Source organism: Lacticaseibacillus porcinae, from assembly GCF_003946305.1.
In the GTDB taxonomy this organism is placed as follows: domain Bacteria; phylum Bacillota; class Bacilli; order Lactobacillales; family Lactobacillaceae; genus Lacticaseibacillus; species Lacticaseibacillus porcinae.
Map to the genome: position 1 here is coordinate 1 of NZ_RHNS01000026.1, position 21,475 is coordinate 21,475.

Sequence of the window (21,475 nt, forward strand, 5' to 3'; positions counted from 1 at the left end):
TCGGAATCATGCCGTAAAGGAAATTGCATAGCAACTTTAATTATTTGACTTGTCTACTTGACGCGGACCAGCGCCGACATCATTTGTCTCAGCCTTTTTTCGATAATGCTTCAAGTAAAATTGGTCTGCTCACCAATTTTGGCAAAGTCCTAAAATTATGATACGATAATAATGTTCTAATTAAATTCTAAGAGGTGACGCAGCATGCAATGGGATGCAACTGAATATGATGCCAAACATGACTTTGTCTTTAAATATGGTGAATCGCTGTTATCGCTAATGCCCACGGCACCAGGCAAAGTGTTAGACATTGGCTGTGGGACAGGCGAGTTGAGCCAAGAGCTGGCAGAAGTCGGATTTGACGTTGTCGGCGTCGATCAAAGTGAAGCCATGCTTGAAAAAGCCGTCGCCCATTTTCCTGCGGTTGATTTTGAACTCGGGGATATTTTGAATTATGCTGGCAAGCCTGCACAATATGATGCGTTATTTTCCAATGCCTGTTTTCATTGGATCCGCGCGCAAGACCGCTTGGCCAACGTGATGCACCGCTTATTGAAGCCAAATGGTGTGTTAGTCGCAGAATTTGGTGGTCAAGGGAACATTCAAACGATCGCTGATGGCTTCAGTCATGAACTTGCGAAATTTGGGATCGCTTATCAGTCACCGTTTTATTTCCCTAGCGTTGACGACTACCGTGATTTACTCAAGCGGCATGGGTTTCAAACTGTTGATCTTGAAACCTATGCACGGCCGACACCGTTAAAAGATGGACAAGCAGGTTTGCGGAACTGGGTCGCTCAATTTTTTGCTAGCGATCTTGAAGCGTTAACCACCGACCAACAAACGCAACTGTTTGATGAATTGGATGAAGCGTTGGCACCGAAGCTTTGGCACGGCGATCATTGGGAAGCTGATTATCAACGGTTGCGCGTTCGGGCCCAAGCATAAAACGTGACAGCGCTTTCTAAACCTGCTATACTTAAGAAGCAAGAGTTGGGAGCATCTCTTGCGAACCGTTTGTGGGATGACGGGTAGTGGCTGTGACGATCGTATCTCCTGATAAGATCGCGGGCGTGAAACGATAGATGGACCAGTGACCCTTATGGCGGTTGCTGGTCTTTTGTTTGCGTTGAGTTTTTCAAAACCGTCAACTTTGTCTTTGCGTGCCATGTTTTTAAAAACGACTTTGTGATAAGCTAATCACAAAACCTGGAGGCGCTTACGTATATGACAAAACAATTATTTGGTAGCATTGAAGCTGGCGGCACAAAGTTCGTGGTGGCAGTGGGTGATAGTGAACTCAATATTATTGAAAAAGCTCAATTCCCGACGACCACCCCTGAAGAAACCTTAGCCCAATGTGTCGATTTCTTCACCGCCCATCCTGTATCTGCATTAGGGATCGGGTCATTTGGTCCCATCGATATTGATAAAAAGTCTGCCACCTATGGCCAAGTGCTTGCCACACCTAAGCTCGGTTGGGCTGGCGCAGACATCGTCGGCACCTTGAAGGCTGCGTTAAATGTCCCGATCGCTTTTACCACCGATGTCAACGCCTCAGCTTATGGGGAATATATCGCTGGTTCTGGCAAAAATGTGGAGTCATTGGTTTACTTCACCATTGGCACTGGTATCGGTGGTGGGGCAATTCAAGATGGCAAATTCATCGGCGGTACTGGTCATGCGGAAATGGGTCATGCGTTATGTGTACCGCGTCCAGATGATGATTATCAAGGCACTTGTCCGTTCCATGGTCGTCATTGCTTTGAAGGCATGGCAGCTGGGCCGTCGCTTGAAGGCCGCACTGGGATCCCAGGTCAAGATCTTCCTCGCGACAACAAAGCCTTTGAATTTATTAGTGATTATATTGCCCAAATGCTGTTCAATACTTATGTGAACTTGCGCCCAGCGAAAATGATCATCGGCGGGTCAGTATTGTCAGATGCCGAATTGCCAATGGTGCGTCACTATTTTGAAAAATACAACCATGATTATGTGGCCACGCCTGACTTATCTGAATTGATCGTCACGTCGAAAATGGCCAACAATTCCTCAGCGACAATTGGGGACTTTGCCTTAGCCAAACAAACATTAAACTAAAATATCACCAGACGGCTTCATCAAAACCCGAACTTAAGTTGCGATGAAGCCGTTTTTTTAGTTAATATTGTTCGTCAAATCGTGAAAAATTTGGTAAACTTAAACCAAGTTATTCGACTCATGCATCTTTTTAAGTGAAGATGCACAAATTGCACGATTCTACAGTATAATAAAGGCAAGTTAACTGTAAGTGCTTTCTAAGGTGGTGATGGGATGCGACGATTTATCGGGCAATCCAAATTCTCTGGCGACGGTAGGCGCCAACATATCGGATATGAACTATTTGCAAGAGAATATGAAAACGGTCGGTGGTCTTTGCCGACTGATTTTAATGCGATCACGGCGACAGATATTCGCAGAATGTTGTCTGAAGCTTTGCTACATTTAGACTACACCACTGAGTTGATCTCATTTAATTTGGAACAGCGACAATTCGTCGATCCTGAATACGTCGATGCTGTCGCGTTAGTTCAATCCCGTACACCGATCAAGTTGATCACCGAATTAACAGAGCGTGCTGACCCAGACGTCACCTTAGAACAGCTGCAACGCGGGGCCAAACGGTTTCATGAAGCCGGCTTGAAAGTGTGCATCGACGATGTTGGCACTGGGAGCAATGATTTGGCATTGGCGACAGCGCTGTCGCCTTATGTGAACGAATATAAATTTGCATTGCAAAACCTTCGGCCATTTGATCACATTCCAGAAATTGCTCCGAAGTTGAATTACTGGTATCACATTGCCAGCACTGAACACAAGGCCTTGGCGATCGAAGGGATTGAAACGGCACCAGGGGTTGCGGAATTAGAGCATGATTATCCATGCGACATTTTACAAGGGTACTATTTAGCTAAACCTGCGCCATTACCTAAAGGCAATCAGCTTCATTGGAATTTTTAAACCAATCAGATAGCCGTGCACAATTGCACGGCTGTTATAATGGAAAAAAATTGAAGGAGGTCCGCCTGTGAATCTTGAGAAAAAAGCTTTTCGTGACGCGCAAATCAAAAAAATGCAACAAGCAGCTAGCCAAACGTCGCAAGCAGCACCGGCCTTGTTAGCGAAGTTAATGGCACTGCCACAGTGGCAACAAGCCAAAACAGTCGGTCTAACGGTTTCCAGTCCCATTGAAGTGCCTACTGAGCCGATCATGCGGGCAGCGACTGCCGCCGGCAAAGTGGTACTGCTACCGAAATGTATGCCGCATCGCCAAATGGCCTTTTTACCAGATCCTGGAGCTGACCAACGAATTAAAAGTAGTTTTGGGATCCCAGAGCCTGCTTATGTTGCCGAATTAGTGGACAATCAACCGGATTTATTGATCGTTCCAGGGATCGCTTATGCCAAAGATACCCATGCGCGCATCGGCTTTGGTGGTGGGTATTATGATCGCTTCTTAGCCCAATACCAAGGACCGACAGTGACATTAGCAGCACCGGTGATGACTTATGACACAGCGCTTTGGCCAGTGGAAGCATTTGACGTGTTATTAGATACGATCATCACCATCGATTGAATCATACAACGGCTAAGACAACCGCCAGTCTTAGCTTTTTTTGTTGGGAAAAGCACATCAGCTGAGAAAATAGCCTAAGCTGTTAAAGCCTAATGGTGCTTGGGGTAAGGTCGGGGCTTGGTGATGGCTAAATGCGTCTAGATCCATTTGCAGTAGTTGCTGGGCATTTTGAATCCGTAAAGGCCATTGGCTCCCGACTAAAAGCTGAATCATTGGCGGTTGTGGGTGCTGCGGCACATAGGTGGTGAAATAGGTCACCACCGCATTGAGGTCATGGGTTTGAAAATAGTCGTTGACGGCTGTTGGTAGCAGGCTTTGATTGGATTGTTGCCAATCATTGGCGGTGAGGACATGAAGTTGTTCGTGAAGGACTGGTAACGCAGGATCTAAGCTGGCAAGGTGTGGTTGATAAGCCAAAAGCCAACGGGTTCGAGCAGGCTGGTGCGCATGATTGTCGTAAACCTCTTGAATCAACCCGACAATGAAGCTGACAGTCGATTCAGTGAGGGTGATGGTATTGTAGTAAGTCCGCGGTGTTTCCATAATGTCACCTCCAGAATTTAGGATACTAGCTTTTGGTGATTTGTCATTTTTGAAGCGATAATGGTTGCAATTTCAGATGCGCCAGGCCGTAAAGTACGGTAAACTTCTTCTTATATAGAAGGGATCAGATGCCATGAAAAAGCTTGTCTTTTTGTTGATCGCATTGTTTAGTTTGGTCTTAATGCCAAAGCAAACGGTTCGTGCAGCGAGTTTGAACTTTTCAGTCGCGGCACAACTGCCAAGTAATCAAGTGGATACCAGTGTGTCTTATTTTTCACTGAAAGTGGCCCCGCAACAAACCCAAACCTTGAATGTTGTGATCACGAATTCTGATTCCCGCGCACATCGCTATCGCATTGCGGTGAATCGCGCCCATACTAACACAAACGGGGAGATCGACTATACCAAACATGGCTTGAAGCAGGCGACTTCATTGCAAGCAGATATTGAAACCATGACCCCGAAACCTTTCGTCGTCAAAGTTCAGCCTCAGCAAAAACAAACTGTTGGGATTCGCTTGACGACGCCTGCTAAGGCTTGGCAAGGGCTAGTGCTCGGCGGCATTCAAGTGACGGAGCTTGATTCCACCGCTGCAAAAACATCTCGCAAAGGCCTGACGTTAGCCAACGAATACGCCTATGTGGTCGGTGTCGCTTTGCAAGAGTCTGGCAATTATGCTGGGATCACCCCTACAATTAAGTGCCATTCAGTTAAAGCCCATCAACTGAATTACCGCAACACGATCACCGCGACTTTAGAAAACATCACACCGACGCCGATCCATCAATTGAAATTGAAAGTGGCGATCACGAAAGCTGGGGCTAAACACACCTATATCCGCTATACCAAACAAGACATGGCGATGGCACCGACAAGCACCTTTGCGTTTCCGATCAGTACCAATAACACGCCGTTAGTTGCAGGCCAATACACCATGGATATGGTGGCGACCACAGCTGGTCAAACCTTTCATTTCGTTAAGACCTTCACCATTACTGGTGCTCAAGCGCGGAAGTTGAATCACACCGCAGTTGATCAACAGCAATCGCCATTTCATTGGTTGTTAGTGGGCGCAGGGATCTTGTTTGGGATCTTGTTGTTGGTGGTTGTGATCCTCATTATTTTATTGATCCGCCAACGTCGAAACCAATAAATATTCAAATCGTACACAAGCGAGTCGTTATCCATTTTATAGATATCGACTCGCTTTTTTTGCGAACGCGTTTTCAACTGGTCGAAACGGTCAAAAGCATTTTATCACGCCACAAGCGGTCACCAAGATGAAACATAGAGGTTAGATGTATCAGCAAACGTCTGGTATGACTGAATTCTGGCAAAAAAATTAATTCTGGTAATTTACTCCTAAAAATAACATGATAAAAATATAGAAACCGCTACCATTGCCGTTTTTGCAAGTTTTGAATAGCAAAATCTCGAATTGTTCTGACAAATTCGCATGCGAAATTCTTAAAAATAATTCATATTTATCTAGTATTCGTGAGATTAGTATGATATAACAGAGTTGTATTAATGCGTATATTAGCACCACTTGTCACTAATCGGTTTGGGGGAATCGTTTATGATCAAGCACCTTTCTTTAGTGCGCCTTTCTGCGCTTGTCGTAGGATTGGCTGCATTGTGTGCACTTGGCACACCGACTACTGTTTCTGCCGATGACGCGCAAACGTCAACGGCTTCTGTCACTTTCACGATGCCAAAGGATAGCGCTGTTGCTGCAAGCGACATGCCGACCATCGACTTCAGTTCAACCAAGGTTTCTAGTGCTGCTCAAGATGTGACCGCCGATGACGTGGATTCACCAGTGGCAGTCACGAATCCTGGGTTTGCCAATGCGTGGAGCGTTTCTGTGGCGGCGTCGGATTTTACTAATGCCGACAACACCCAACAGATCCGCTCAGCACAACTGACGTTTGATGCAACGGCGGCTCAAAGCGCAGCTAGCAATTCTGTGGCAACAGCACCAACAGTGACTGATACCACCATTACCACTGGTGGCGACGGCGCTGCGTTGGTCAAAGCGGATCGCAATGGTTCAGCAGGTACGTTCAAGACGGAATTTGCGTCATCTGCTGTGCATTTGCACATTCCAGCAGGCAATACTGCTGGGGATTATGCCGCGAAGCTGAAGTGGACCTTGACAGACGCAATCGAATGAAAGGTGCGCGTTAATGCATTTTGTGTGGTGTAAGTTTGCAACACTTGCGGTTAGAAAAAATTGTTTGAAAAAAGCTTGCGTTTGCTCTAACAACGCGCTATGATAGTTTTGTAATCAAGAACAAGTGAATTTAACCGCTCACCTAAACACAGGCCTTATGGCACGTTTAGGACGACCCGTACGCAGGAGTATCTCAATACTTGCTGTGACGGGTCGTTTTGCTCTTGTACAGGTTTTTCGATGATCTTCCCCCAAACCATCATCGACTAATCAGTGATGTGTGTGCATATACGAGCCGTTTAATCGGCAATAAGTTCCGCAAAAAGCCATCAGTGCGATGGCCTTTTTGCGTATATGAGGAAAAGTTTATGGCCTATCAAGCACTTGTTGCCAGTTTAGTAATGACATTTTTTAATCTTGGTGTGATCGGCGGGTTGCAGCGGCTGATGCACGGATTAGATATGGATCTGGAAAACCGCCATTTGTATCCATGGCGCACGGAGTTGATCTACGGCGCTTATGAAGTGGTGATCGCGGCGTTGCTATTAGTGTTGGCCCGTTTTTCATCAGGATTCACGCAGGCGTTGTTAGTGGATCTACAATTGGTGGTCGTGATCAACTTCACCAATGCCTTTAAAACGTTACCGGCAATTATTCCGACAGTGTTGCTTAATTTCGGTTTATTTGCGGCGTTGATCGGGCATGCCGATTGGCAATTAGCCTTGGCAGTTATCGCTTATTTGGGTTGGTTGACGGTTGAAGAAATGTATTTTGCGCCATTTGATGAACATATGATGATCCGCGTTTTAGCAGATCTGGTTGCTGGTGGCGGCTTTTGGGTGTTGATGCAAGCTAGTTGGGTAATGTCTGCGACGATGCGGGCGGCGCTGTTGATCGGGTTTGTGGTGGCGACATTAGGGAGTTTCACTTATATGATCTTGCTGCGGCGTGAGCATTTGATCGATCGGGCCAATGCCCGGGATGTGCGTTATGATGCGTTGACTGATGCTTATAATTGGTTGAGTTTTCGCAAAGCGATCAATCAACGTTTTGACCAAAATGCTGATTTGAGTTTGCTGGCGCTGGATATTGATCAATTTAAACAAGTCAATCACCAATATGGTCACCCCACAGGTAATCAAGTGTTGATCACCTTTGTCGATACTTTGCAGGCGACACTTGAAATGATCGCCCCTCATGCGATGCTGGCGCGGACTGGTGGCGAAGAATTCATGTTGATCTTGCCAGACACCAATGCCTCACAAGCTTTAGCCATCGCTCGTGCTTGCCAAGCGCGGATCCGCGAAGTCTTAGTGCCACTTGAAGATAGTGATGCCATTCGCGTCACTGCTACCATCGGTGTGGCAACGCGCCAAATCGAAGACGAAAGTGCGCGTGATTTGTATCGGCGAGCAGATGCGAACTTGATTGCTGCTCAAGAGGCAGGTCGCGATCGCATTGGTGTTGGACAACGGTGATCACATCAGAAAAAAGGCTGAGACATCATGCGTCTCAGCCTTTTTAATGATGACGTCCGGCAGCGTGAGTGTGAATTTAATTTTTCAGTTAGCTATCCCAACTTGCCTCCGGTACGAAAATCTGTGAGCTCCGACGATTTGTCGTTACGAAGGCGTTTTGGACAAGTTGCCGGTGCGGCCGGTTTCAGAAATCGGCAAAATGCGCCGATGTTATGGGTCTGCACCGCATTTTGAGCCGAAGAAAATCACTTTGTCTCAAAATCTGCGCGAACCGCCACAAACCGGCGTTTCACGTATTTCACTGCCACAGGCAATTGTCCCATTCACCTCTGTTTTGCCCAATCATCTCCGCCCACAGATTTTCTTCGATAGTATTACCAACTTACAAATCAAATACGTTGATGGTACGGCGTCATTCACGTGACTAAACATGATATCAATGTAGGTATAGCATGTTTCGTAGCCATCAGGTGACAGTGGGATAGCGTAGTGGAAGTGATTTGAAATTGGGACGGAAGCTGGCCGCCACGACATAGTGAGATTTCCGTTAGCGACTTGTCGCTTACGGAAAGCCGCAGGTGGAGATCCACTTGGCGGTGAGCGTAGCGAAACGTCCAAGTTAGCTCCGATTCGGACCCTCACTATGTCGCGGCGGCTAGCTGGAGTCCAATTTCAAATCACTGCAACGGGAACATGTCAAATTCAATTGTGTCCATCGTGTATTTACGGGGTAAATGTTGTATGCTTGTACCTGCATACTAATATTGGCTTTAGGTTATCAAAAACAGGGATGTGCCAGGATGGAACTTGTCGGTAATACCTTCTTTTGGACTTTCTTTTTTATGATCGGGTTTGTGGCGTCTTTGGAAATCGTTGAAGACCTCGGCCCAGAATTAATGATGCGTTGGTTTCATCGCAAAGTGTCTGCAGCGGTGATGATCGCAGTTTATGTGATCGCTATTTTACTGTTTGTGCGAATGTTACGGTTGCTTGGGACCACTTATTCATGGACGGCTAATGCGATTCGCAATGGGGCGTTGATTTATGTGTCCAAGCGGCTCAAAGACAAAAAAGTTTTCCGTTGGTTGTTAGTGGCAGTGTTTATCACGTTTTGGCCATTTTGGAACTGGGATCTGCCAGTGACGATCGCATTTATCGGGACATTGTTGATTTTGATCCCATTGAATAATCACCAAGATTGGATCAAAGCGAACTGGTTTCGCCATGCACCAGTGTTGATCACGGTCAGCTTGATTTATTGGTTGTTTGATATGTACAGCTATCACTATCAGTTAGGTCAAACGCTGATGGTATCAGTGGCATTCATGGTGGTGATCGTGTTAGCCCATGCATATGATCATTTGTTGGTGTATCGCAAGCGCGAAACCTCACATTTGGAATATGACAATCAACATGACGCCTTAACTGGGGTGCGGAGTTTAAGTAAATTTTCGACAGATTTTACCCGCTATCGCAAATTAGCGGCTGAAGGTTCGATGGCAGCGGTGCATTTGGTGATGATCGATATCGATCATTTCAAACGGATCAACGATACTTATGGGCACTTGGCTGGTAATGATGTGCTACAAGCTTTTGCCAAAGATCTCGATGAATTCATTGACCAAGCGACTTTTCCAGTGGGACTGTATCGCACTGGTGGTGAAGAATTCAGCTTGTTGATCGCAGGCGGCGCCACTGATGATCAAGCGCGACAGTTCATTGACGATTACATGGCCCATTTGCGGAAGCTATCGGTGAAAACTGCAGGCGTTGCGATCCACTTGACCATTTCGGCAGGGATCACGCGCGTTGTGGCGCAAGATACGCAAAATGACCATACGATCGCACGAGCCGATGCGAACCTTTATGCGGCTAAAGGCGGCGGTCGTGACCGCGTCGTGATGAATTAACCTGGCAAAGCACTTCTTTGGTCCACAAAGAGGTGCTTTTTTGTTCACAAATGTGGCTTCCACGCGGTGCTTAAAAAGCCAATAATTATTGTTAATCGTGCAATTTATATCGACAGGTGTTGGCTGATATGCGACTTGTGAAACACAAGATGCGTCGCTATTTTTCAATAAACACGATTTGCATAAAATTCGAATTATTGTAAAAAGTGTATTACGCTGAGTGCATAAGACATAATTGCTAAAAGGATTAGTAATCATATCGGAGTGCGTGGTAACTAAGTGGAAGACGTACTCAACGTGATCCAAAGGAATTTTTTCCGCGGCAATTGAAGGTAGCTTTATTGATGATCGAAATCACTTTGACACATGCATTGGCATCACTGGGGGATAAAAGTGGCTTTGCGCCGCAATGAACTCGCCGTAATCGTTTGATCGAAAGGTTTGACGTCGTCGTAGGAAAAGTTCAAAAATTATTTTTTAAACTAACAGTTTTAATCACTCTAAAGAAAGGATATATGACTCGAACCAGTGTCATCGACATTCTTCCACGTTATATAAATAGGTGGCGCGTATGAATGCAGAACGACTCGCAGACCTCCGGCATGAACAGCCGAAAACGCGACAAGTAGATATTGCCAAGATGCTCGGCATCGGTACCAGTACCTATTCGATGTACGAACAAGGCTTGCGGGAGCCGGATGATGAAACGAAGCTCAAAATTGCACACTACTTTCATGTCTCTGTCGATTATTTAGTTGGTAACTCAGACTCTCGAACACCGCAACCGACTCGCTCGGTGGACACTGAACTCACCGCATTACGCCATCAGCTACGTGATACCACGGCAACGCCGATGTATCACGGTCAAGAGCTGACGGCCCCGGTGCGTAAAAGCTTAGCAGCATTGCTTGATGGCGTCGTTTCCGCAGCAGATGCCTTAACTGAAAATGATGATCAAAAGCTTTAGCAGGTGCTGAAGCTTTTTTTCTTTGGGCTAGGTGCATATCGGTAATCGGTCCTCTAGGTGGTCGCCGGTAGGTGGAGAGGGTCCTCGACGCAGCTAGCCGGTTTCTGTTTGCGGATAACAAGAAAAACGGGTAAGACAGCGTTTGTCCTACCCGTTTTGTGATCAATAAAGTGATTCGATATAAGGTTTCATTGCGGTGACCACAGGACTAGAGCCGTTGTTTTCTAACAAGGCGACCGTCAAGTAACGATTGTGGTCAGCATCCATGGCAACTAAGAAACCATTTTGCTTGCCATCAGTGTCTTGTTTGAGCTTAAGTTCGGCAGTCCCAGTTTTTGCGGCGATGGTGTGACCGCTGATCGCTAAACCGTGTGCGGTGCCGGTTGCGTCTGAAACGACATGGGTCAAGGCAGTTTTGACAGCGTTGGCGTCACTTTGATCAAACACTGTGGTGCGCGATGCTTTTTGGTCTTTGATCAACGTCGGCTGCTGCATCACGCCACCATTGGCAATACTTGAATACATGGCGGCTTGTTGGATCGGGGATAACAGCAGTTGGCCTTGGCCATAGGCGGTATCTGCTAACAAAGTATCTGATGCAAGCTTGCCGGAATTTGAGATCTGCGCTTTAGTTTGGGTGACAGGTAACGTTGCTTGAGTCTTAAACAATGGTGCTAAGCCTTTGAGATAAGCGCTGGCGCCCATTTTTAAAGCGGTTTGGGCAAACCAAATGTTATCGGAGTTGACCAACGCTTGGGTCATATTTTCAGGGCTAGCGTCAACCGTGCGAGTGACTTTGTAGGCGCCCCAACTTGAATTTGCTTGCCACTTTAAACCGGAGATCGATTTGGTGGTGTCAGTGGTGATGGTTTTATTTTGCAAGGCGATGGCTGCCGTCAACATTTTAAAAGTAGAGCCTGGGGCATAGCGTTGCGCGAAACGACTGACGAATGGCAGTGACTTGTTGTTGGCGTAAGTGTCGTAATCTGTTTGGGAGATCCCGTTGACGAATTTGTTGGGATCGTAACTTGGGGCACTGGCTAAGGTTAACAGCTCCCCGTTTTGAGGATCCATGGTGACCACCGCGCCAGCTTGGTTGTTTAACGCAGCGTAGGCTGCTTTTTGCTTGGTGGCATCGATCGTCAAGGTGAGGTCTTTGCCAGCCTTGGCTTTGGTTTTCAATAACACAGTGGCTTGTTTGCCGTGTAAAATGTATAATTCACCGCCGTCAGTGCCGCGTAATTGTTGATCGTCGGTTTGTTCAAGGCCTGCTTTGCCGACTTGTGAATCTGCCGTTAACGTCGGAGTTTTCTTGATGTCGTCAGCAGTGGCATTACCGACATACCCGATCAATTGGGCGGCAGCTTCACCTAATGGATAAGTGCGACTGCCGATCGTTTGATAGTTAGTGCCAGTTAACGTTGGGGTATCGGTGACGACTTTCACTGGAACAAAGGTGTCGTTGGTGACCCAACTTTGCTTCAGCAAGGTTTCAAGGCTTTCAAGTTTCACATTCCAAGCCGTCGCGATTTTTTGCAAATTAGTGGTGCGGGTGGTGCCAGTACCAAGTTGACCGGGGATCAAGCCAGCTTGAATGACGGTGCCGTTTTGAGCAAGGAGTTGGTGGTTGCGATCATAGATCTCACCGCGCGTTGCTGGAGTCGTGGTGAGTTGCAAGGTATCATCGCCACTCATTTGTGGGAATAACATCGCTGGGGTCCACCGGACTTTCCACGTGTTGCCGGCTTTGTTAATCGTAGTTTCGTAGTTTTGGGCTTTGAGTTTCCCAATTTTCGTTTGCATCGTTGCGGTAAAACGCAAGGTGGCATAAGTGCCTTGGACTTTGCCGACTTGCAAGTTAGAGATTTTGATATCGCTGGCCCCGACGCGGTCAAATACAGCAGTGTTGCGGGCAATCAAAGACTTTTTGGTGTAGCCACCTGGCAGCGTCTTTAAATTGACTTGCGCGGCTAGCTTGGTGTAATCACGTTTGGCAAAAGCTTTGGTGTATGCTGTTGCCGTTTGTTGCACCGCGGTGTTTTGCACATGAGCGGTATAGGCGCGCACGCCGAAAAAAGCGCCCACGATCACCACGATAGCACCTGCTGCAGCAATCAAGATCCGTTTTTGCATGAGGAAACCTCCTAAGTTGATACTGTCATTATACCTTAGTTCATTGGGGATAACTTTCACCAAGAAAATTCACAGTTATCCACTGTGGATAAGTTCGCAACTTGGGCTTACACTCATAGATGAAAGCAGGTGAGCTGATGGTAATCATTCCGATGCGAATTTATGCCCATGATCAACCAGCGGGACTACGGTTGCTAGTTGATCGCGTCTGGCCGCGTGGCGTGTCCAAAGTGAATGCGGCGTTAGATGATTGGACCAAAACCATTGCCCCAAGTACTGAATTGCGGAAATGGTTTGGCCATGATCCGGAAAAATTTGCTGAATTCACGCAGCGTTATCGCGCTGAACTTAACGAAAATCCTGATACACCAGCGTTTATCGCGAAGGTTTCAGCGAGTGATCGCCCCGTTTTACTGTTGTTTGGTGCTAAAGATGAAGCCCATAACAATGCTGTGGTATTGAAGGCCTATCTCGAAGAAAAGTTATCCACACAACCATAATCAAAAGTCCCACGACTTCTCCGTCGCGGGACTTTTGCACTTGTGGATCAATGGCGTTTGATCACTTGTTGCCCACACCAGCTGATCACTAACATTGCACTCAGCCCGATGCCGACTTCAGTGAAAGTGTGCGCAAAGCCGACTTGGTCAATGCGCCAGCCAAGCAATGGGAATAACCCGATCATCGCCAGTGAGAATAATAATGAGGCGACAGATAATAACGTCGCGCGTTGTTCGCTGGGGATGCGGTCGTTGTAATAGACATTGAAAATCGGCGGCAATAACGCCGATAGCGCGTAGTTCAACAAATATAATCCGACTAATACATTGCTGGTATTCAAGCTCGCCAGCAGAAATGTCCCGCAAAGCAAAATCGATAAGCTGATCAATACGCGTTGCTTAGCATGTTTTAATAACCGCGGCGCGATGCGAATGGCAATGATCGCAGCTAGCGAGGCACCAGCTAATGCCGTGGTGACTAACCAACTAGGGAAATGTCTGACGGTCATCACTTGTTGGAAATAATAGAAAAAGCCGGTGGTCAATGCCGAAAATAATGCGTCAAAACCCATCAAGCCGAACAACCCGCGGTCGTTTTTTAACACTTGCCAGGCAGTATTGAGGATCGTTTTGATCGTGGTGTGCGCTTCTTGTGGGCGATGTGTCGTTGGTTCATCGAGCTGGCTGACGACTAACATCGCCAGCGCAGCTAAGATAACGGCGAGAATGTAGCTCCAGGCCATATGGCCATGCACCAACAATCCAGCAAACAATAGCCCGCCAGTGGCAGCCACTTCGATCACCGCGTTCATGACACTGGTGGCATGCGGATAGGCGTCAGCGTCGCCTTCAGCTTTCAGTGATTCATAAACTAACGCTTCTAAGGTCCCAGATTGTAAGTTATAAGACCAAGCTGAGATGATGAAACTAACGGCAAACCACCAAAAGCCGCCTTGCCAAAGCATCATTGCGGCACTGATCAACGCCGCGATCCGCGACAGCGTCAGCATTTTTTTATAAGTAAAACGATCAGCTAAAACCCCAGAAGGGACTTCAAATAAGAAACTGGCCACATGGAAAATACTTTCGCATAACCCGACTTGCACCAACGATAACCCCAGTTGCGAGAGATAAATCACCCACAGTTGCGTAATGCCGCAATATGCCAAGAAACTGTACGCGTAGGCGCGCCATAATTGTTTTTTGATTTTCACGTGAAACTCCTTAGCCTGCAAAATTGCAGACAAAAACCCAACACGCCGCAGCATATTGGGTCAGCTAGGCGGTATGTTGTTCAACGATCAACGATTTTAGGGCAGACTACACCCTTAAGCGGCAATTTTGTTAAAATTTGCATGCGCGATCGTTAACCATTGAATCAACATGACCGAACCTCCGAAAGATTGATGCTATTAATATATCATGAGTTCGATGAGAAGACAATGAGTTTGAACCGCGACCACCTCAGCGAAACCTTCGTTGACGCTGACTGAAGGCGCCGTTATGCTGAAATGAAGAAAGCGATTTCATCAATTGCTTTGGGTGAGCGAAATGGAGGAGATCGATATGAAAGTGATCGTGCCTTGGGTGATCATCGCGGTGATCTTAGTGGTGGTGGGCATCGTCTTAATCGTTGCGGCATTGAATGGGAAATTCTCGAAAGTTTGGACGATGGTGTTAACTGTGATTGGCTTGGCGACAGTTGGTGCTGGTCTTTATTGGTTTATATTTCTGGTAGGCTTGGTCAATTCTTAGCCTGACGACCTCACCAGTCACTGAAAACACACAAAGGCCGCGAAGCTAGGTTCAGTTTCGTGGCCTTCTGGCTTTAACGCCTTTGCAATTACGTTCTAACGTGATGACAATCAAGCGCGTATCTGCGTCGCCTTGGCTTATTGGACCTCGACCACGTTAGGGACTAATCAGCTTTGCACTGCCTTTGGTCCACAGGCACACTTGCTTCCTATGTCGCCATAGGGAACTCGACCCGGTGTCACTGGTTTGAACCCCACAGGGGCCCTTCAGTACCGGTACTCTGATACGAGAGATCCAACGTTGCACAACAACCAAACGTAAAAGTCGCTGTGGCGCTGCGGGTCTGTCTCATTCGGTTTAACGAAGCTCTTCCGCTTCGCCATGAAGTGGTACGGTCAACCTGCGCTAAGCTGATCACTTCTCCTGACGATAATATAGCATCGCACAATTTAAATTGCAAGCGGTTACGAAATCTTGTTACGTAACAGGATTTTGAACTTCTGTTTGGGAAAACGACTTGTTCACTCACCGTCGTTATTTTATGTTGCAAAGATCGGCGTTAATACAAGCTTAGTGACATCGCGGGTAGTAATCAAGTGTTCAAAAAAGCATCCACGATCGCGCGGATGCTCGAAACCATTACATTCTTGGCAACGTCGGTTCAGCAAAATACCGCCCGCGTCCGAATTGAATCCCTAAATTACGAATGGTTTGGACATCATTACGATTGGCAATGCCTGAGACGATCAAGTCTTTGCCAGCAGCGGATAAGGCTTGTTGCCAAGTTTGCATTTTGTCGATGAAGCCAGGTTCGCTAAAGCGTGGGGACAAGGTGTCGAGATCGATTTCTAATTCATCATAATAAGGGATCCATTGCCGGACTTGGCGGGTATTTTGGTACGGTTGAAGGTTGTTGATCACCAGCACCACGTGAATCCCAGCTTGGTGAAAGTGTTGTGATGCTTTGCGGAAATCTGCGAATACTGGAAGTTCATTTAAGCTCAGCACCAGCTGTTCATCAACTGGACGCGTCGCGTTATACGCGCAAAGTTGGTTGATCGCTTCTGAATCAGTGAATTGCGCAGCTGTGACTGGCAACACAGCTTGCTGGGGCAGTAGCGGATCGTTGACTTGTAAGATCTGAATCATTGTCGCGATGTCAAAGCCGGCACCAACGGAATCGATCCACTGTCCTTGATTTTGATCAAAACGTGATACCGCTAAAACATTAGCGGCAGTTTCACCAGTAGTTAAGTTCACGACTGGATCGGTGTAATAAGTAAACAAACTGATCAATTCGCGAGTACCAGCTGCCATTAAGGTTTTGCCATCGATGGTCACCGTATCGCGGCCGCGACGTTTGGATAAATACAAATTCGAGTCAGCACGGCGGATCACATCGATCACCGTATGTTCGTGATCTTGGCCGACAGTGGCCCCTACTGAAGCAGACAGGGTCAATGATTGGTTTTTAAGCTGGAATTGATGTTGACGCTGCGTTTGCCAAAGTTGTTGGGTGAAGGCATTGACGTCGACAGTGGCCGGGACGATGATCGAAAATTCTTCGCCACCAGTGCGATAAAGCGTTGCGTGGTAAGGCCGACACAGTTGATCGACTAAGGCAGCGGTTTGTTTTAACACCTGGTCGCCTGCAGGATGACCATATTCATCATTAACGGATTTGAAATAATCGAGGTCAAACATCACCAAGTGAAAAGCACCTTGCGCCATGACTTCGGCGAGATCTTGGCGAAAACGCGAATAAGATAAGGCGTTAGTCAAGCGGTCATGGTCGGCTTGTTGTTTCAACGCGATCGTTTGATCACGGCGGCGATGTTCAAAGCCCCATAACCAGTGGTGTTCTGCGACTAAAATCAAAAAAGTGATCAACACCCGAGCGGTGATCACATCTGCTGTGGTGACTTGCGGCTCCCAAAATAAGGCCCAAAAATAAATCCCTAAACCCATAGTCGCCCATAAATGATAAGCAACATATTTGCGAATGAACCATAATCCGATCAATCCGAGTAATAAGCCGACCCAAATCAACGGCCAAATATTATTGGCGATCGGTGTCACTGGCAATAAGCCGATAAATAATAGTAGCGAAAAGCCGCGAACTACATAACCGCGCCAATCGATGTGGCCATCTAATAACGCGATCACCAATGCAAAATAAGCGATATTTAAATAAAAACGTTGCGAGTCAGGGTACACCATCCCGCACAACATACAAAAAGCCGCCAATAAGGCATTTGAAATTGGCAAGCCGACTTGGGCCAGCACTCCGCGTTGCCGCCAAAGATATTCATAATACATGGTGTAGCCAGCGACGATCCCCGCAGATAATAACACATGGATCGCCCATAACGCCCAAGCGTGCATAATTGGCCTCGTTTTCCCTGATAGATAATGATATTCTCATATTAACGTATTAATTAAAGAATTAACATGAAAAGGAGGTCGCCATGATGGACATTTTTACCCAGTGGTTCGTTGATGCTGTGATTTCAGTTTTAGCATTGGCAGGCTACATCACGTATTACAATCAGTTGCTCAATGGCGACCATCCTTATTCTCGAATTCGGATCGATGTGATGATCATCGGGGTGGCAGTGGGGTTGCAGTTGGCACAGTGGATCGATCCGCCGCGGATGAAAGTCTATGAGAACTTACAAGTGTTAGTGTTGGCGTTCCCATTGTTAGGCACCGATATGGATCGCGGCCATTTGTTGGTACGCGGCGCTGGCTTGATCTTGTTTTCAACGTTGAATCATGCGACGTTGTCTTGGTGGCAATTTGCCTTAGGCATGAGTGGGCAAATATTGGTGATTTTTGTGATGCAGCGGTATTACAACACCTTGCGCGAACATTTTAGTTTGAATACGCTTTTGATGTGTGCGTTGGTGTCTGGTTACTGGATCCCGCGCGTTGAATTTGACTGGCCGACGCGCATCGGCTTGATCTTGACTTATTTATTGATCTCAAGTGTGAATTTCTGGTATTGGAAAGCGTTGCGCGTCGTCGATCAGCGGTATTCGAAGTTGGCGCATCAAGTCAATTTTGACCCGTTGACCAATGCCGCCAGTTTTGCCTTATTTCGTCAAAATGCAGATCGCGCCTTCACCCATGCGCGGAAGTTGCATCAACCGTTAGTGGTGATGATGCTTGATATCGATTATTTCAAGCGGATCAATGATCATTATGGCCATCCAGTTGGTGATGCGGTATTGATCGCCTGCTTACACCGCTTAGAATCAGTGTTAAAGCCGCATGGTGCACGGATCTATCGCACTGGTGGCGAAGAATTCACGGTGTTGTTGCCTCACCTTGAAATCGCTGAAGCGGAGAACTTAGCGATCGCTTGTCGGCAAGCGATGCGAAAAACGCCGTTATCAGTAGGCGAACTGCAAATTGATGTGACGATTTCGATGGGGATGGCAGACATGTTGGCAGAAGACCCTGACTTTGACGCGTTATATGCGCGTTGTGATGCCGATCTTTATCGCTCTAAAGCCCGCGGTCGTGATACCTTGACTGTTAATGGCCGCACACTTTGGCGCCATGATCGCTTGACCGTTAGTCACTTTTTTGTGGAATATACCCAATCAGTAATGACCATGCGTGATCGTCAACCTGTTTATGCTGCATTATCGGCGCGGTATTGGGTCGAACAAGCACAAGCTTGGCAAGTGGCTGATCAATGGCATATGGCAATTGCTGAAGCTTTGCGCTTTTTACAAGCAGCCAGTGTCCGGACGCAATTGCGGCAAGTGGCGTTGAATGTGACTGCTGAACAGTTCGGCGATCCGAGATTATTGCCGCAGTTAGTCGCTTGGCTAGCGCAAGCACCTAGTGTTGATCGGATTCAGCTGGTGGTGACGCAAACGCCGTCAGTAGCATTAGTCGCTGCAAATGCAGAACGTTTTGCACAACAGCACATTGACTTGGCCCTACATCCAACCGCCAATACCGAATGGCTTGGGTGTTTGCCATTTCTTTCAACGTTGATCGTGGATATGCAACATGATCGCTCAGATGCGCAACAAGCGATCGCTGATGCGGCGAAAACCGCTGGGTTATCACTATGCGCCTATGGTGTTGAAACTGATGGCTTGGCAATGCAAGCGCGGGTGCTTGGTGCAACTAGCGGCAGTGGGGCGTATTTTAGCAAACCGATACTCCCGCAAGTGGTGGCTCGCACGAATCGTGATCAAGTGGAAGCTTAAAGTGAGGCAGGCGTGAAAAGGCCTGCTTTTTTATTCTGCGGAATCTTTGTTGAAAATGTTGCCAACGTTTACAAAATACTGATGATCGCATAAATTCATTGTGATTCCCCTATAAATGGGTGATAATCAAGTGGTATATGCAAATGCACGCAGTCTGGGGGGAGTGCGGACATGGGTCTGAAAATCGGTACAGTTGGTGTGACCGCGCCACTACCAGCGTGGTTACTCTTATTACAAATGATGATCGTGGTGTTATTGGCAACTGGTTTTGTCAGCTATTATCGTCGGTCATGGCATTATGTCTTTGATACAGAACAAGCAGGCCACACACAAGCACGTGCTTTGCGTAGTGGCTTATTGGCGTTGGTGTTAGTCTTAGGCCTTGGGTTTCATTACGCTGGGAGCGTGATGTTTACTAACGGGATCATGTTTCATGATATCGGGTTATTTTTGTTGACCTTCACCTTGATGGACCGCGACGCTGATTGGTGGGAATTTGTTGCGCGCTTCGGCGGCATCTTAGTGATCTGGCTGAGTCACTATGGTCCTGATTATTCGCGGTGGCAGTTTGGGGTATCGCTTGGTTTGCTGATCGTTGCGGCATTAGTTGTTTGGCGGTATCGCGATAAAATTCGCTATAATCCTGCACGGCATATCGGGTTATTTGCATATTTAGGGGTGGCATTTTGGGTGTTTTTGCCGCCGGTATCGCTAGGTATTCACCTCAATTGGGTGATTCAGCTTGAAGGGGTCTTGATTTATTTGGCAATGGCCTTTGCGACTGGCTTTTTCATGCATGCGCGCCATGTGGAAGATCAACGTAATCGCGCCAATGCCCAACTGGCACATTATGATAGTTTAACCGATACGTTATCAGCGAGTTTATATCAACAAACCGCACCGCGCGTATTTAATGCGACGCGGATTCAACAAAAGTCTTTGACCATGGCGGTGATCGATATCGATCACTTCAAACAAGTCAATGATCACTATGGCCATTTGACTGGGGATGAATTGCTGTCAGGCGTAGCGAAATTGATGTCTGAAACCATGAGTCAATATGCTGGTAAGCATTCGCTATATCGCGCCGGCGGTGAAGAATTCAACATTTTATTTGAGAACATGACTGACAGCTTGGTGGAAACCATCGTTACCGCGATTTGGCAAGCAGTCCGGGTGGCCAAGCTGCAAGCCGGACGCTTTGAGATCCCGACCACCATTTCGATCGGCGTTGCCAAAATGCTCCCAACAGATGATTCAGTCGATGATTTGTATGCCCGCGCTGATGAAAATTTGTATCAAAGTAAACATAACGGCCGCGATGCCATCACCATTATGGGTCGCACCTTGCATCATGACCAAGCACCGCGGGTGATGTCGATCCGCACATTGTTGACACAACATGTCATGGATACCCAAGTGGCGCCAGCGGCGTTAGTGTATGATGAATTGATTTTAGCCAAATATGTTGATGCTTATGATCGTTGGGATTTTCCTGATGTGGTGGCGTTGCCGCTGTTGGTGCAAATGAATTTCTTGCATCAAGCGTTAAAAGCGACTGCGGCACCGCGGATCATGATCAATGTCTTGCCAGAGATCTTTGTTTCACCACATACGCCGCAACGATTGGCCGACTTTTGTGCGCAAGAGCCGAAGTTGTTGATCTTATCAGTTGAATTGACGTTGTTACCAGATCTTGAAACGTTGGATTGCGTCGCCCGCTTGTATCATGAACATGATTTGCGGATCATGTTGAAAAACTTTGCCCCAGATAATGACTTAACCACGTTTAAACCATACCTCGCCTTGATCGATGGCGTGAAGATCCGTGTCAATGACTTGCGCAACTTGTACAACACGCCTCAAGGTCCCGATCAAATCGCCGCCTTACAAGCGGCATGTGCTGCAGTGAACGTCGACATCGTGGTCAATGATATTGAAAACTCCGAAGATGCCGCTTTTGCTAAACATGTGATCAAAACCCGTTACTCGCAAGGCTATTACTTTGATCGCCCAGCGCTGCCGCGGATGTCATAGCCATCAATGTAGTCCTTCCGACATAAACAAAGACCCCGCCAGGCAGGCGAGGTTTTTTCTACCACTAGTCAAGAGAAAGTTGCTGTATCAAGCTTTCTCTTTTTGGTTTGGCTAGTTTTTTCGTTATCATC

17 protein-coding genes are annotated in these 21,475 nt (G+C 47.1%); 13 read left to right on the top strand and 4 right to left on the bottom strand.

Annotated features, from left to right (window positions below):
• Positions 1-204: 204 nt before the first annotated feature.
• The 4 genes from EKM92_RS13085 (at position 205) to EKM92_RS13100 (ending at position 3,616) form a co-directional block, all read left to right on the top strand.
• Positions 205-948 carry a class I SAM-dependent methyltransferase gene (locus EKM92_RS13085; RefSeq protein WP_125711449.1) on the top strand — a complete coding sequence of 248 codons (744 nt, stop codon included), beginning with the start codon at positions 205-207 and terminating at the stop codon, positions 946-948.
• Positions 949-1,227: 279 nt separating this feature from the next.
• Positions 1,228-2,100: an ROK family protein gene (locus EKM92_RS13090; protein WP_125711450.1), complete on the top strand. Its 873-nt coding sequence runs from the start codon at positions 1,228-1,230 to the stop codon at positions 2,098-2,100.
• A 213-nt stretch (positions 2,101-2,313) separates the two neighbouring features.
• On the top strand, positions 2,314-3,000 hold the full coding sequence (locus tag EKM92_RS13095) for an EAL domain-containing protein (RefSeq protein ID WP_125711451.1): 687 nt from the start codon (positions 2,314-2,316) through the stop codon (positions 2,998-3,000).
• A gap of 67 nt (positions 3,001-3,067) precedes the next feature.
• Entirely contained in the window at positions 3,068-3,616 is a 549-nt protein-coding gene (locus EKM92_RS13100) for a 5-formyltetrahydrofolate cyclo-ligase (RefSeq protein WP_225420816.1), read from the top strand.
• Positions 3,617-3,673: 57 nt separating this feature from the next.
• On the opposite strand, the gene EKM92_RS13105 is transcribed toward EKM92_RS13100, so the two are convergent.
• Positions 3,674-4,159: a hypothetical protein gene (locus EKM92_RS13105; protein ID WP_125711452.1), complete on the bottom strand. Its 486-nt coding sequence runs from the start codon at positions 4,157-4,159 to the stop codon at positions 3,674-3,676.
• A gap of 133 nt (positions 4,160-4,292) precedes the next feature.
• Here EKM92_RS13105 and EKM92_RS13110 point away from each other — a divergent pair, with 133 nt between their 5' ends.
• The 5 genes from EKM92_RS13110 to EKM92_RS13130 all read left to right on the top strand — a co-directional run bounded on the left by EKM92_RS13110 (position 4,293) and on the right by EKM92_RS13130 (position 10,690).
• On the top strand, positions 4,293-5,312 hold the full coding sequence (locus EKM92_RS13110; protein WP_125711453.1) for a WxLIP family cell surface protein: 1,020 nt from the start codon (positions 4,293-4,295) through the stop codon (positions 5,310-5,312).
• Positions 5,313-5,738: 426 nt separating this feature from the next.
• Complete coding sequence (locus EKM92_RS13115; protein WP_125711454.1) at positions 5,739-6,335, top strand: WxL domain-containing protein; 597 nt, start codon at positions 5,739-5,741, stop codon at positions 6,333-6,335.
• A 368-nt stretch (positions 6,336-6,703) separates the two neighbouring features.
• Entirely contained in the window at positions 6,704-7,813 is a 1,110-nt protein-coding gene (locus EKM92_RS13120; RefSeq protein WP_125711455.1) for a GGDEF domain-containing protein, read from the top strand.
• A gap of 800 nt (positions 7,814-8,613) precedes the next feature.
• Complete coding sequence (locus EKM92_RS13125; RefSeq protein WP_164510015.1) at positions 8,614-9,723, top strand: GGDEF domain-containing protein; 1,110 nt, start codon at positions 8,614-8,616, stop codon at positions 9,721-9,723.
• A gap of 571 nt (positions 9,724-10,294) precedes the next feature.
• Positions 10,295-10,690: a helix-turn-helix domain-containing protein gene (locus EKM92_RS13130; protein WP_125711457.1), complete on the top strand. Its 396-nt coding sequence runs from the start codon at positions 10,295-10,297 to the stop codon at positions 10,688-10,690.
• A gap of 162 nt (positions 10,691-10,852) precedes the next feature.
• On the opposite strand, the gene pbp4 is transcribed toward EKM92_RS13130, so the two are convergent.
• Positions 10,853-12,823, bottom strand: coding sequence for a penicillin-binding protein PBP4(5) (gene pbp4 / locus EKM92_RS13135; protein ID WP_125711458.1), 1,971 nt, complete (start codon positions 12,821-12,823; stop codon positions 10,853-10,855).
• 137 nt (positions 12,824-12,960) lie between these two features.
• Here pbp4 and EKM92_RS13140 point away from each other — a divergent pair, with 137 nt between their 5' ends.
• Positions 12,961-13,323, top strand: a complete 363-nt coding sequence (locus tag EKM92_RS13140) for a DUF488 domain-containing protein (RefSeq protein ID WP_125711459.1) — start codon at positions 12,961-12,963, stop codon at positions 13,321-13,323.
• A gap of 47 nt (positions 13,324-13,370) precedes the next feature.
• On the opposite strand, the gene EKM92_RS13145 is transcribed toward EKM92_RS13140, so the two are convergent.
• Positions 13,371-14,537 (bottom strand): MFS transporter, encoded by a 1,167-nt coding sequence (locus EKM92_RS13145; protein ID WP_164510016.1) that lies wholly within the window; start codon positions 14,535-14,537, stop codon positions 13,371-13,373.
• Positions 14,538-14,889: 352 nt separating this feature from the next.
• On the opposite strand from EKM92_RS13145, the gene EKM92_RS13150 reads away from it, so the two are divergent.
• Positions 14,890-15,078, top strand: coding sequence for a hypothetical protein (locus tag EKM92_RS13150; protein ID WP_125711461.1), 189 nt, complete (start codon positions 14,890-14,892; stop codon positions 15,076-15,078).
• A 639-nt stretch (positions 15,079-15,717) separates the two neighbouring features.
• Here EKM92_RS13150 and EKM92_RS13155 read toward each other — a convergent pair.
• Positions 15,718-17,463 (bottom strand): bifunctional diguanylate cyclase/phosphodiesterase, encoded by a 1,746-nt coding sequence (locus tag EKM92_RS13155; protein ID WP_125711462.1) that lies wholly within the window; start codon positions 17,461-17,463, stop codon positions 15,718-15,720.
• Between the two features lie 83 nt (positions 17,464-17,546).
• On the opposite strand from EKM92_RS13155, the gene EKM92_RS13160 reads away from it, so the two are divergent.
• A complete protein-coding gene (locus EKM92_RS13160; protein ID WP_125711463.1) occupies positions 17,547-19,307 on the top strand; it encodes a bifunctional diguanylate cyclase/phosphodiesterase in 1,761 nt (586 codons plus the stop codon).
• A gap of 171 nt (positions 19,308-19,478) precedes the next feature.
• Entirely contained in the window at positions 19,479-21,344 is a 1,866-nt protein-coding gene (locus EKM92_RS13165; protein WP_125711464.1) for a GGDEF domain-containing protein, read from the top strand.
• The last annotated feature ends 131 nt before the right edge of the window (positions 21,345-21,475 follow it).